This is a genomic window from Leptospira kmetyi serovar Malaysia str. Bejo-Iso9, from assembly GCF_000243735.2.
Taxonomy (GTDB): Bacteria; Spirochaetota; Leptospiria; order Leptospirales; family Leptospiraceae; genus Leptospira; species Leptospira kmetyi.
This window is the reverse complement of the sequence record NZ_AHMP02000003.1, coordinates 2,198,538-2,211,537: the sequence shown is the minus strand read 5'-3', so window position 1 is coordinate 2,211,537 and position 13,000 is coordinate 2,198,538. Positions and strand designations below refer to the sequence as shown.

The following is a 13,000-nucleotide window of genomic DNA, read 5'->3' as shown; positions in this document are numbered from 1 at the left end:
CCGTTAATTGTTAAGCGAATAGCGCTTTTTCGTTTTCCAATAGAAGATCGCGCCGAAAACGATACAAACAAACAACAACCATTCTTCCGGTTCGGGAACCGCGCCCGGAGCTTCCAGTTTGCTTTGACCGAGTGCGGAAGAATTCGCGTTGATTCCGAAACGCGTGTAGTCGCGTTCCGTTTCCAAAACGATCAACGTAGAAACGGGAGAAACAACCATCGCATCCTTTGCGAGATCGACGAGATCGCCGTTTTCCAAATCGCGATCGAAAAAACGTTTTCCGAGTTGTTTCATAATTTTTCTTTGAATCGCCATTCGGATCAAAAGATCGGAGCCGGGTCGCGTTTCTTTGGTTTTGTCCGATTTCTCCAGGGTCAAACCGGAATAGGGAAGCGCGATTTCGTTTTCGTCGTCTACGGGAATGTTTACGCTTTTATACTTTAGAACATTATAAAGTTCTTCTTCGTTTTCCGCGACGGACACGACTTGATTGATATCTATGAGGCTCGCTACGTATTCGGAATGTTTTCCGTTCAATACGGCGATCTTTACGGGTTCGGATCGTTTTGACGAAGCAGTTTGAATTCCTTCAAAACGTTCGGAACCTCTCAATTCTCCCAAAGGAATCGATTGTGTTTCCCCGGCCGTGACCCAAAGGGGATTTTTTCCCGAAACCTTAGCGGTCAAAAGTTGCTCCAAGTGAATCGGAAAAAGATTGAACGAAGGAATTTCACATTCGTCCAAATAACGAATCGCTTTTTCGACGTCGTTCGTCTGAAACCATTCGTTCGTCAGGATTGTGACCGGAATTCCGAAAGAATATATCTTACGAACCGCGTTCTTCCATTCCGATCGGGGAAGCGCGGAATTTAATGCGACAACGATTTTATCCGGTTCGAACCGCGCGGCTTGTTTTTTCAAGGGAGACACGTTGTACGTCACACCTGCGGCCGAAATCGTTCCCGACGGTTCCGTGGCCGGAATGGAAAAGGACCAACCTCTAAAACCCGCGCTTCCGGTCCATTGACGAACCTGGGAATCCGAAACGATTTTTTCTTTGAGGGAAATTCCCGAAGTATCCAACTCGATCGGCGCCTTGGAAAACAAATCCACGTTTACGTTTTGATCGGCAAAGTCGGAGACAGGACCTTCGAAACGGATTCTTTCGTAGATGAGTTTATTTTTTTCGGCTTTGAGAGGGGAGACGATTCCGATTCTCACCATTCTATAGTTCTGAGGATCGACCGGAAAAATTTTAAGACGAAGTCGATTTCCGTCCAACCATTCCACGTAAGAAGGATCTCTTCGTTCCGTTCCCACGATCGTTCGATACGCGTTATGCGCCTTTGATCGAAACGTAAGTCGCGCCGGTCTTTCTTCTCCGTCGATCCAAAGCGAAAGTTTCGTGCAGATACTTCCTTCGGGAACCGTGATCGTATAGATCGCCTCTTCGGGCGTTGCAAACGCCGAACCGAAACCGATCCAAGGTCTGTTCGAGGAAGAATTCTCGTTATAAACGGACAAGGTGGTTTCGGTATAAGACACTCTGAGTTCCGGATGAATCTGAACGTGAGAATCGATATCCGTCGTAATCAGAGAGTTTCCTCTCCACAATCGTTCCAAGTGCGCGTGTGATTGTCCGAAAAGAAGATGCAACATTTTTCCGGCGTCTTCCCCCGAAATTCTTTCGGATCGGGTTCGGAACATCGAAACGAATCCTTGCGACGCGAAATAGGCGAGCGGGTCGAACTGAGTCTGAGCCGCGAACAAACCGAGTTGTGATCCTCGATCGGGTTGAAGAACCATTTCTGTGACGTGATTGACTCTGAGACGCGAAGCCTTTTGCACCCAACTCGGAAGATCTCCGTCGATCCGATTGTTTCCTTGGATCGTTTCCGGTTTGGAAAGAATTTGTTCCGCGTGATTCCACTGAACGAAATAATATGCAGAATAACTAATAAACAAAACGGTCGTCGTCAGGATCAGGACCGAGGAGATTTTCTTGTGACTGTTCTCCAGGGAAGAATGGATTTTAAAAATCGCCCGACCGAACGCGGTGATCGCGAACAACGGACCGTAGGGAAGAAAACCCAAACCGGCCATCCAAACCAGAGCCCAACTAAAAATCATCAAAGGGGCAAGAACCAAAGCGAACGAAGTCGAAACGAATGCTCCCAAAATCAGAATCGGCTGAAAGAACGGCAATACGATCGAAGGAATCTTATCCATAAAAAAGGAAAGCGTAAGAACGAAGAAGGATATCCAAAGAACCCAAACCGTCCTCTCCGTAAACGGAGGAAATACTTCGTGATTGAGAACGTATGAGTTCGTCGAAAAACAAATCGCCGAGATAATCAAAGTGAATATTAGAAAAGGTTTATAATTCGGAAATAGGGAATAGATCAAAAGAGAAAACAGTAGCAGAAATAGAACCGCGATCCCTCCGAAAAAAAAGTACACCATAAACTCTGAGGGCCCGGCTTGTCTCATGCCAAGATCCAAGATTGCGTAAGCGAACGCGGCCAATACGACGATCGCTCCGACCAAAGAAAGAAACCAAAGCCACGCGGGTGCGGCGAAATTAAAAATCTGCACGTTTCTTAAAAAATAATTCTGAATCCTACTTTGTATGCTCATAGTTCTTTTGTTCTTCCTTGGTCGGAGATGTCAGGAATGTATCCTAAAAATCCGCGTTCGTCTCCGACTTAAGTGTTCTTTGAAAAGCACTCAGGTGCTTGACGATCGGAGTTCGTATATACGAGATATTCTCCGCATGTACGAACGGAGTCAGTTTTTCCCGTTTTTATAGAAAAAGAAAAGAATAAAAAACGCCGCTTGAAACGGGTCCAAACGGCGTGGAACGATCTGCGATAAGATCGCCGATCACGAATTCTTTTCGTCGAGTCGTTACGCGGAAAATTATCGGATCACCTTTGCGTTTTTACTTTCTCGGATCAAACGATAGATCGCGTAACCTCCGGGGATCATCGGAAGGATCGCGGTGCACATTCCGGAAAAGTAATATACTCCCGTGGTTTTAAGATAGTAGTTCGGCATATTCGTCACGAGCGTACCTTTTATCACCTGATCCACGTTCGCCAAATTTCCGGGTTCGATAGCCGGAGGAATCAAAGGAAAGATGAAATGTGTGAACTCCGCGAAACCGGGACCGATGAAGATAAACCAAGCGACGAAACCAGCGATTCTCACCTTATAAAACAGACCCAATGTGGTTAACGTGTAAATGATCGGACCGACCATCATAAAAATCAGCATAAAGCCGCTTTCGGTCCAGGGTATGTTGAACAATCGGCTCATGGCCGGACCGAAACCGCTGAAAAATTCCTCCACTAAGTGAACCTGTAAACCCGCGACCGTTAAAACGAATAAGGGAAGGATCAACTTAGGTTCGATCGGATTCCAAAGATATGTACGATACCATAGGATAAATCCGATGGTTCCGGAGCCGCCGATGATGATGAGCGGAGGTATTCCAATGGTGCGATAGCACATAACGCATCCAAAAATAAGAACCGAGAGGGCTACTCCCGCGTTTAAAAAACCGATTTTCTTTTCATGATTCATAATTTGTCTCCTTCAATCCTGTAAAGAATCAAGATTGGATAGATTTGTTTCGATTTGCTTCAATGTCTCGAGAGTGATTCGCAGATGTTCATGCGAAATTCCTTCCGCCGCGTTCGACATCAGTTCTTTTGCGATCGGAATGAGAAGTTCTTTCAGCTTTTTCCCTTTCGCGGTAAGATGCACGTGATTGACCCGTTTATCCTCTTTCGAAGATTTTCTTTGGATCAATCCGTCCTCTTCCATTTTACTCAAAAAACGGGTCACCGTAGTTTTGTCTTTGATGGTCTTTTGGGAGATTTCGTTTTGGGTGAGGCCGTCGTTTTCCCAAAGTCGGTTTAATATGATCCATTCTTCCGGTGTGATCGAATGACCTTGTTCGTTAAACCGACGTCGTAAATCCTGTCTCATCGCGATTCCGCAACGATTGACCCTATATCCCAAAGTGTTTTCTATTCGAAACTCGCTCATATTTATAGTTGTATAATACAACTATATGGGACGCAGTCAAATTCTTTTATCGAGTTTTTTAAACCGAAAACGAAAATTTTCTGAAGTGTCACTCACCTCGAAAGAGCTCGAGGCGAGTGGGGTTCTTTGTGGAATCGTGTTTGAGCGTGGTCGCGATCGATAAACTCAGTACTCGCTCTTTACGGATCGCGTTCGGATAGACTCAGCAACTCGCTTCCTATGGGTCGCGAGAACTCAGCAACTCGCTCTCTATGGATCGCGAGTTAGGATTCGATCAAGCCGGCGCGGATCGCATACATCACAAGATCGGCCACCTTATGAAGATCCAATTTTTTCATGATGTTCGCGCGGTGAACCTTTACCGTTGCGGGAGAAATTCTCAGGATCTTTCCGATCGACTCGTTGGAATTTCCTTCGGCGACGAGTTTTAAAATTTCTCTTTCACGATCCGAAAGAACGGAGAACGCTTTTTTGGCGTCTTGATTTTCTTCTCCCGGTTTACCGCCCACAAAGCCGGATAAGAAATGAGCGGTGATTCCCGGACTCAAATACGTTTCCCCTTTGTGAACCGCTTCGATCGCGCGAAGAAGATCGTTGCCAGCGTCGTCTTTCAAAACGTAACCGTTGATTCCGAGTTCCAATAATTTTTGAACGTATTCTTTGTTGTCGTGGCGGGAAAGAATGATGGTTCGAATGTTCGGATAATACTTTCTCAGATTTTTTACGAGATCGATTCCGCTCAAGCCCGGCATGGAAATATCGGTGATCACCAAGTCTGGATTCAATTTGCCGATTTGATCCAACGCCTTTTCCGCGTCTCCGGATTCTCCGCAGATTTCAAAACCGGTTTGTCCGGATAGAATCATCTTAAGCCCTTCTCTGAGAATGGCGTGATCATCGACTAAGAATATTTTTGTCACAGCAGGTTTCATATTTTTTTGGTGGATGTTGTTTTGTTTTTTTCCAAAGGAATTCGAATGATGAACTTAGTACCTTTTCCGGCGGAAGAATCAATCTTAAATTTTCCGTTTAAATCTTCCACTCTTCTTCTTATATTTTCAAGTCCAAAACCGGAAGACCTTGCTCTGACCTTTCGTTCTTGAAAACCGATTCCGTCGTCCTTTGCGTCCAAGGATAATTGCCTTCCTTTGACGTGGATCTTCAAAGAGATCTTTCTCGCTTGAGAATGTTTGATCGCGTTCTGAAAGATTTCCTGGACGATTCTAAATACCTGATTGGCGATCGTCGGTTGAAGATCCGGTTTTAGGTTGAGATCCAAATCGGCGATCACGTCGGTCGGAGGAAATAAGTCGGAACTCAGCGCTCGGATCGCGGCTTCCAAACCGATTTCCCGCAAAGTGGAAGGGTGAAGGTTCGTATAAATATCTCGAAGTTCCTGACTCGCCTTATCGATCAACAATAGCCCGGTGTCGAACTGAGCTTCGTAGATTTTCGGATTTCTACTGTAGGCTTGGAAGTTGAGTTTGGCCGCGAGAATGGTTTGTCCCACGCCGTCGTGGAGTTCCCGCGAAAGTCGGATTCTTTCCTCTTCTTGAGATTGTAGGAGCTTTGTGTGAAGATTGGCGATTTTCCTTTCCAACCTTTTGTTTTCGGTGATGTTCTTGAGAATGATCCCCGTGCTTTCTCCGAAACGGAACACGGAATAACCGTAATAGATCTTCTGCTTTCTGAATTCCTGGTTTTGAACCTTTCCTCTTTTGGAAAGATTGATATTGGTTTCCATTTCTTCCTGATCGACCGGATTGAGTCCGAAGATTCGAAATAGATTCTTACCCATTAAATTGCGGGAACTCCCCGCGAACTCCTTACGAAAGGATTCGTTCGCAAAAAGAATCGTTTGTTTGTCGTCGATCGCAACGATCGGAGAAATCTCTTTCAGAAGATTCAAAAAGAATTTGGGAGAAAGACCCGATTCTAAGATTGCCGGAGAGGAAGGAAGTTTTCGATTCTTAGGTTTCAAATCCCGCATAAGAGGTTAAAACAATCTCATGCGCCGCTAAGAAAGAAAAGAAAAAAAGAAGCCCCGGGAAGAAAATCCCGGGGAAATGAGTTCAAAGTTCAATTCGTGGCAGGAAAAACTTCGGAAGTAACGGGACTCAGATACCAATCTTGGTTGGTATTGCCCGCGGATTCATACCAAGGTTTGAAAGAAGGATACGATTTACGAATATCCGTGCTTTCATAAGGCCAGAGGAAATTTCCGGGAACCAAAAGCGCCCATGGAAATCCGGTAGAATCCAAATAGATGTCCTTTCCGTTTGCGTCAAAGTATCTTCTCGGAAAGTGAATTTCCTTATTGGTATTGATGACTTTTACGAACGTATCATACGGTGCGGGTCCGAGGGCCACTCGATTGACCGCGTTTTGTAAGATCACTTCGAGATTTGCGGATTTTCCTTTTTTGAAAACCGTATTGGATCGGGAAGAATTCGAGTTTTGGATCGTGGTATTGGATCTGGAAAGAATTTCCAATGAAGAAATCGCGGTGCCGTTTCCGCTCGTATTGGATTCCACCGTGGTTCCGTCAAAACCGTATCTTGTCAAAGCGTACGAAGATGCGACGATTCCGGGAATCGTAAGATGAAGCGTATGATTGTAACCCGCGCCTTTCGCAACGTGAACGAAGTTTGCTCGTACTCTCGAAACTTCTCCTTTTGCGTTCCAATCCTCTTCAAAGACCGCTCTTACGTTGTAATCGTTAAAGTCCGCGTCCCCTTGTGCGGGATATAAGTCCTCGAAAGAAATCGTATAATATCCTTCGGTCGGATAACGGAACGTAGACGCACGGGTCGCATCCGTCGGATAGGCGTCGTCTTTGTCCGCGATTCCGTCCCCGTCGCTATCGGGGAAGGCGACGTTGCTGTTTCCCTTGATGACCACGGTGATTCTTCTGGAAATGCTGTAAGAATTGATGATTTCGATTTCCGCTTCGTAGAGTTGTCCGAAGGCTTCCACTTTCAGAAAAACCTTACGAGTCGCTTCGTCGATGGTGAAACTTCCCTTTACTTCCCCGTTTTCGGAAGTGGCCGCTCTGAAGATGGACTTCTGCGCGGTATTATCTATATTAAAGATTTGTACTAAACTTCCCGAGATCGGAGATTCCGGGCTTAAAACCTGAATGTTGACGTTCACCGTTTTAGTCGTATCGAAAACGAAATCCACGGGAGCGGTTTCGTCGTTGATCACAATGCTAAAGGGTTGTTCCCCGTCCGGCGCGGGAGAAGGATTCGCCTGCGTCGCGCTCAAAAGCCAGAGCAGATTGGGATCCTGCGAGTTCGTGCAGGCATTCGCTCCGAAAAAAAGAACTCCCCCCACCAAAACCACACTCGCTAATTTTCGAAAGCCTTTCATCGATCCCTCCGGCATGTCGCCTTAACGAGTTTTATTCTCGCACGGGGACCGAGATGCAACAATAGTCCGAAGGGTGTATTTTGTTAAGCGAACAGGTATAAAGCGAAATGAGAAATTTATTTCATAACTGACGAAAAGCTGGCTTTTAGTTCCGAAAAAATGAATACGACTTTTTATAAGAACGTATTCAAAAAACGTTTTATATCGTCGTTGTTCTTCGGCGTTTGAGTCGACTCAACTCGTTCGCGGATTTTATCTCGTGCTCGCGAGAAAGTTTTCGAGCGCCTTAGTTCGGAAAGAATGGAAATCTCCCGAACTTCCGAACTTGCAGAACTGAAGAATCTTTTCGGGAATCTCGCTGTACTTCGCTTCCTCGTTGTTGATCTTGATCATCATATCGGCAATATAGATCGGATATATATAGGGCGCGAATTCTTCATCAACGATCAAAGGTCTGTGATGATATTCCATCGCCTTCGCGTAGATATCCGGGAAGTTCCATTTTTCCGCGATGAGCGCGCCCACTTTCGTATGAGTGATTCCTAATGCGGCTTCTTCCATAGAAACGGCGGAAGCGATTTCCTTGGACGCGGAGATTTTTCCGATGCTCTTCATCGTTCTTTCTTCCAAGGAAAGAAGAATGATTTCTCCGATATCGTGCAACAAAGCCGCGGACATAAGATTGCTCACGGTATCCTTGGGAAGATTCATCTTGTTCGCGATCAACTTGCAATAGAACGCGCACTGATTCGATTTTTCCCAGATGGTAAGAAAGGCAGGAAACTTATCCTCGAGAATCTGTTTGGTTCCGAGAGAATAAAGAAGTTGATTGAGTTCCTTGAGTCCGATGAGCTGGATCGCTCTGTCCAAGGATTCCACTTTGTTCGCGCGGATGAACGCGGCCGAATTTGCAAGTTTTAGAATATTCGCGGAAAGAGCCACGTCCTTTTTGATCGTTTCCGCGATTTGTCCGATGGAAGAATTCGGTCTTTCGATCATCGCTTGGATGTCTTGGATCGACTTCGGAAACGTAGGAAGTCCGTCTATGTTCTTGATGATGTCCTGAGTTTTTTGTAACTGAAGATTTTCCTTCGTGATGTTGAGGGGAATATCTATGATTACGCTGGTGTTGTTTCCTTGGCTTTCGATCTTATACGAGGTCGCGGAGAGTCCGTCGTTCTTCAACATGATCAGAGACATGATCAGTCCGAGTCCCGCGCCTTCGGTTTCGTCTCCGGCTTCCAAAAAAGCCTCGGCGAGATCGTTGTAGATTTTGGCCTTCTCGATTCTTTGATTGATTCTTTCCACTTCGGTCGGACTGAGTTTTACGTTGTTCATCACTCGGATCCGAATCATGTCCTTGTTGTGGATAAAGGAAACCAAAACTACGAAGTTGTTTTTAAAAAGGAGTTCCTCGTATTTTTCCTTGTTGTCGATATACTTCTTTTTAAATCCCAAAATCTTTTGTTTATAAACTTCGGGGTTGTGAATGTCCGCTTCCAACTCGCGGAAATAAATCCGTTTGATGTTCGCCTTGATCGAGTTTGCGATCGTTTCCTTCAAGGTCGCGAAAACGGAATCCCTTACGTAGATGATGTCGAGCTGTAACAGATAACGATCCAAGGTTCTGCTGATGATCGAATCTACGTTCTCCGTAAGATTGTGAAATCTATAATGAACGGGAGAATTTTCGAGTACGGGATGATTGAGATCTTTCAGATTGCTGTAGAGACCGAGGTCTCTATGATGGTGGAGCTCTAACGTTTTGCTCTGACTCATATACTTTGATTCTTCCGGGTGCGTTCTTTTCTTGTCAAGTCATCGGAAATTCTTCGTAGAAAATCTTGGAAAAATATTTCCAATTCTATTCTATTTTTTCGATTTAGGAAATAAATTCTTTGTTTAATTTTTAACATTTTATTCCGTCTCATTTCAATCTCAATTCGCGTTCTAACTCTCGATCCATAGGAAGTGAGTTACCGAGTTCTCGCGCCTCAACTAACTTTTCCCGAGAGATTCGAACCACTTCCACTCAAACACGTTTGTCTTCCTTGATTTCAGGTCGTTTTTCTTTGGCGTTCGTTTCCCGTTCTCCATTCAAGCCGAAAACGTCTTGAACTTCTTTCGAAATTCCTATATCGATTCATGTCTCATTAAAAAGTGTACAATACCGTCTAACGTATGCGAGATTTGCTGAATTCTTAAACGGATTCGACGAAGACTTTGGACGACTTTCGATTCTCCCCTAAAAAAGGGATTTTAGGAACGTCCTTGGAAACGTCTTGGGTCTCTTAAGGGACAGAGAAATCGGCCTTATAAAAAGAATTGCTTTCCGATTCCGCGATGATAGAATGAGGCCGCCCCAGATCCGGGCGCATTTCCCGAAAAAATCTCTGTAACTAGATTTAAGGAGCTACTTCCGATGCCAACTTTACAGGAATCTCCGGTAAAAATACCGAATTCTAACCAGACTCCAAACTTTCCGCCTTTAGACAAGGCAGAGATTGAACGTGTGTTCAAACTTCAAAAACAGCACTTCCATAAAGTTATGAAACTCACCTCCGCAAGCCAGCGGATCGATCGTTTGAAAAAACTGAGACAGGCGATTTTCAAATACACTCCCGAAATCGAAAAAGCGGTGAATTCCGACTTTCGCAAACACGAACGAGAAGTGGACATCACGGAAATTATGCCTTCGATTTCCGAAATCAACGACGCGATCAAACACGTCCGCAGATGGATGAAACCCGTGAACGCGAAAACTCCGATGACATTGTTCGGAGCGAAAAGCCAAATCCTATACGAACCCCGCGGAGTTGTGTTGATCATCGGACCTTGGAATTATCCGTTCTATCTTACGTTCGCTCCTTTGGCAGCGGCGATTGCGGCGGGCAATACGGTTCTGATCAAACCTTCCGAGTTCACTCCGGCTACGACCGAAATCACTCAGAAGATCATCAGCGAAGTTTTTCCTAAGGAAGAAGTCGCGGTTTTTGCGGGAGACTATCAGGTTTCCGGCGCGCTTATGGAACTTCCTTTGGATCATATCTTTTTTACCGGAAGCACTCAGGTCGGAAAGATCGTGATGACCGCGGCGGCGAAACATCTTACCACCGTTACTCTCGAGTTAGGCGGTAAATCTCCAGCGATCATCGATCGAAGCGCGGATCTGAAAAAGGCCGCTAAAAAACTCGTTTGGGGAAAAGTGTTGAACGCCGGTCAAACCTGCGTCGCTCCCGATTATCTGTTGATTCCGAACGACCTCGTAAAACCTTTCGTGGACGAAGCGAAGAAAGTCGTAAAAGAATTTTACGGTAAGGACGGAAAACCTCTGAAGGAGAACGCGGACTTCTGTAGAATCATCAACGATCGTAACTTCAACCGCGTTTCCGGTTATATCCACGAAGCGGTGGAGAAGGGCGCGAAGATCGAAATGGGCGGCGATACCGACGCTTCCCAAAACTACATCGAACCGACTCTTCTCAGCAACGTACCAGAAAATTCGAATATTATGGAAGATGAAATCTTCGGACCGGTTCTTCCTATGATTCCTTACACGAACCTGGACGAAGCGATCGAAAAGATCAACGCAAAACCGAAACCTTTGGCTCTTTACATCTTCGGTAAAAAGGATCGTGCGATCAAAAAGATTCTCAAGGAAACCTCTTCCGGAGGAGCCGCGGTCAACGACGTGATTCTTCACCTCGCCAATCCGAATCTTCCTTTCGGCGGCGTGAATCATTCCGGTCACGGAAGTTATCACGGTTATTTCGGATTCAAGGCTTTCTCTCACGAACGTTCCGTTCTCAGACAAGCGGCTTTGAGTTCGATCGATCTGATGTATCCGCCTTACACGAATTTTGTGAAACGTCTCGTTTCTTTGACGAAAAAGTTTCTCGTTTGATCGGATAAGAACAGCGGGGATTCGTTTCGTTTTCGAGCGGGTTCCCTCGATTTTAAAATCCTTTGAGACCTTGCCTTCGGGCCTTGTTTCAAAGGATTTTTTATTGGAACGGAGAATCGGAGGTTTATGTCGAAACGTTTTTTGCTGAAGGGAATTTTAGGATTTATATTCTTTCTTTTGATCGTTTGTATCGGAGGGGCTTGGTATTTCGCGGAAGTTCTTCTGCATCCGAGACCGCCTCATCAATGCAAATTAGAACATTATATTTTTTGCAACGATCCGAAAGCGGATCTCGGATTGAATTACGAAAACGTAAAATACAAAACCTCGGACGGAATGGAAATCTCCGCTTGGTGGGTTCCCGCGAACCGTCCGAGCGACAAGGTGATGATTTCGATTCACGGAAGAGGCGCCACGAGAAGGGAAGGCTTACGTTATGTGAAATTGTTTCACGATCAGGGGATAAACGTGATTCTTCCCGATCTCCGAGACTGCGGAGAAAGTCAAAAGTCCTTTAGTTCGATGGGATTTCACGAAAGAAAGGATCTGCAAGCGACTTTGGATTTTGTGAAGAGCAAAGGAATGAAGTCCACGGGAATTCTCGGTTTTTCCATGGGAGCCGCGACTTCCGTTCTTTTTATGGCGGAACAACCCGAGATTAAGATCGGAATTTTCGATTCGGGTTTCGCCGATTTCGTCGAAGTGGTTTCCTTTGTCGCAAAACGCGATTTCGGTTTACCGAAATATCCTTTGCTTCCTTTCGTGATCTTCTTTTACGAAACGAGGGGAAATCTGGAAACGGACGATCTTTCTCCCGAAAAAGCGATCGGCTTGATTTCTCCGAGACCCGTGTTGATCTTTCACGGAACCGCGGACAACGGAGTTCCTTACGAACACGGACTTCGTTTGGAAAAGGCCGCCAAGGAGCCGAAAGAATTGGTGACGGTAGTCGGCGGAGAACACACGAAACTCTGGCAGAAAGACGAAAAGCTCGTATCTTCGAAAATTCTTCAGTTAATTCAAAAATTATGATATTCTAAAATTCTCCGCAACCGATCGGAAGCGGAGAATCTTGTTCGAAAGAGAATTCTGTTTTTGTAACGGTTCTTAAAGCGCCGCGTTTGCCGCCGCAAGCGCCGCAGCGTAATTCGGTTCCGACCCGATTTCCGGAACCAATTCCACATAACGCACCGTATCGGTTTTATCCACAACGAACACCGCTCTTGCAGAAAGTCCTTTTAACGGACCGTCGGCGATATGAGTTCCGTACGCTTTGGAAAAGGAAAAATCCCTGTATTGTGAACCGGTAACCAAATTCGGAGAATCGATTCCTTCGGTGGAACAAAAACGTTTCATCGCGAAAGGAAGATCGCCCGAGATGATTAAGGTCGCGATGCCGGAAAGTCCCGCCGCCTTTTCGTTGAATACTTTGGTTTCGATCGCGCATACGGAAGTGTCCAAACTCGGAACGGCCACGAGAATCTTCACTTTTCCCGCATAGTCTTTGAGACCGAATTCGGAAAGATCCTGTTTGATCGCTTTGAAGTCGGGTGCCTTATCGCCTGGAGAAGGAATTTTGCCTTCGAGCGGAATCGGATTGCCTTTGAGAGTGACTTGTGCCATGGGGGTTTTCCTAAGTAAGATTGGATTTAATACATCAGATTAAAAAAT

9 protein-coding genes and 1 pseudogene are annotated in these 13,000 nt (G+C 45.5%); 2 read left to right on the top strand and 8 right to left on the bottom strand.

Going from position 1 to position 13,000, the window contains the following annotated elements; genetic code table 11:
* Positions 1-3: 3 nt before the first annotated feature.
* From LEP1GSC052_RS12660 to LEP1GSC052_RS12630, 7 genes and pseudogenes are all read right to left on the bottom strand, one after another.
* Positions 4-2,637 carry an XrtN system VIT domain-containing protein gene (locus LEP1GSC052_RS12660; protein ID WP_010573865.1) on the bottom strand — a complete coding sequence of 878 codons (2,634 nt, stop codon included), beginning with the start codon at positions 2,635-2,637 and terminating at the stop codon, positions 4-6.
* 282 nt (positions 2,638-2,919) lie between these two features.
* Positions 2,920-3,585: a hypothetical protein gene (locus LEP1GSC052_RS12655; protein WP_010573866.1), complete on the bottom strand. Its 666-nt coding sequence runs from the start codon at positions 3,583-3,585 to the stop codon at positions 2,920-2,922.
* 12 nt (positions 3,586-3,597) lie between these two features.
* Entirely contained in the window at positions 3,598-4,053 is a 456-nt protein-coding gene (locus tag LEP1GSC052_RS12650; protein ID WP_040913010.1) for a MarR family winged helix-turn-helix transcriptional regulator, read from the bottom strand.
* A gap of 263 nt (positions 4,054-4,316) precedes the next feature.
* Positions 4,317-4,985, bottom strand: a complete 669-nt coding sequence (locus LEP1GSC052_RS12645) for a response regulator (protein ID WP_040913009.1) — start codon at positions 4,983-4,985, stop codon at positions 4,317-4,319.
* Positions 4,948-6,043 (bottom strand): annotated as a pseudogene (locus tag LEP1GSC052_RS12640) (sensor histidine kinase). The gene LEP1GSC052_RS12645 and the pseudogene LEP1GSC052_RS12640 overlap by 38 nt, the downstream one beginning before the upstream one ends.
* An 89-nt stretch (positions 6,044-6,132) precedes the next feature.
* Complete coding sequence (locus tag LEP1GSC052_RS12635; protein WP_020985956.1) at positions 6,133-7,425, bottom strand: LruC domain-containing protein; 1,293 nt, start codon at positions 7,423-7,425, stop codon at positions 6,133-6,135.
* A gap of 252 nt (positions 7,426-7,677) precedes the next feature.
* Complete coding sequence (locus LEP1GSC052_RS12630; RefSeq protein ID WP_010573871.1) at positions 7,678-9,204, bottom strand: HDOD domain-containing protein; 1,527 nt, start codon at positions 9,202-9,204, stop codon at positions 7,678-7,680.
* Between the two features lie 643 nt (positions 9,205-9,847).
* On the opposite strand from LEP1GSC052_RS12630, the gene LEP1GSC052_RS12625 reads away from it, so the two are divergent.
* Positions 9,848-11,329, top strand: coding sequence for an aldehyde dehydrogenase family protein (locus LEP1GSC052_RS12625; protein ID WP_020985812.1), 1,482 nt, complete (start codon positions 9,848-9,850; stop codon positions 11,327-11,329).
* Between the two features lie 126 nt (positions 11,330-11,455).
* Positions 11,456-12,361 (top strand): alpha/beta hydrolase, encoded by a 906-nt coding sequence (locus tag LEP1GSC052_RS12620; protein ID WP_010573874.1) that lies wholly within the window; start codon positions 11,456-11,458, stop codon positions 12,359-12,361.
* Between the two features lie 75 nt (positions 12,362-12,436).
* On the opposite strand, the gene tpx is transcribed toward LEP1GSC052_RS12620, so the two are convergent.
* Complete coding sequence (gene tpx / locus LEP1GSC052_RS12615) at positions 12,437-12,952, bottom strand: thiol peroxidase (RefSeq protein WP_010573875.1); 516 nt, start codon at positions 12,950-12,952, stop codon at positions 12,437-12,439.
* Positions 12,953-13,000 lie beyond the last annotated feature (48 nt).

Bases quoted from the DNA above. Each gene is read 5' to 3' on its own strand.
- LEP1GSC052_RS12660 (WP_010573865.1), bottom strand. From the start codon at position 2,637: ATGAGCATACAAAGTAGGATTCAGAATTATTTTTTAAGAAACGTGCAG.
- LEP1GSC052_RS12655 (WP_010573866.1), bottom strand. From the start codon at position 3,585: ATGAATCATGAAAAGAAAATCGGTTTTTTAAACGCGGGAGTAGCCCTC.
- LEP1GSC052_RS12650 (WP_040913010.1), bottom strand. From the start codon at position 4,053: ATGAGCGAGTTTCGAATAGAAAACACTTTGGGATATAGGGTCAATCGT.
- LEP1GSC052_RS12645 (WP_040913009.1), bottom strand. From the start codon at position 4,985: ATGAAACCTGCTGTGACAAAAATATTCTTAGTCGATGATCACGCCATT.
- LEP1GSC052_RS12635 (WP_020985956.1), bottom strand. From the start codon at position 7,425: ATGAAAGGCTTTCGAAAATTAGCGAGTGTGGTTTTGGTGGGGGGAGTT.
- LEP1GSC052_RS12630 (WP_010573871.1), bottom strand. From the start codon at position 9,204: ATGAGTCAGAGCAAAACGTTAGAGCTCCACCATCATAGAGACCTCGGT.
- LEP1GSC052_RS12625 (WP_020985812.1), top strand. From the start codon at position 9,848: ATGCCAACTTTACAGGAATCTCCGGTAAAAATACCGAATTCTAACCAG.
- LEP1GSC052_RS12620 (WP_010573874.1), top strand. From the start codon at position 11,456: ATGTCGAAACGTTTTTTGCTGAAGGGAATTTTAGGATTTATATTCTTT.
- tpx (WP_010573875.1), bottom strand. From the start codon at position 12,952: ATGGCACAAGTCACTCTCAAAGGCAATCCGATTCCGCTCGAAGGCAAA.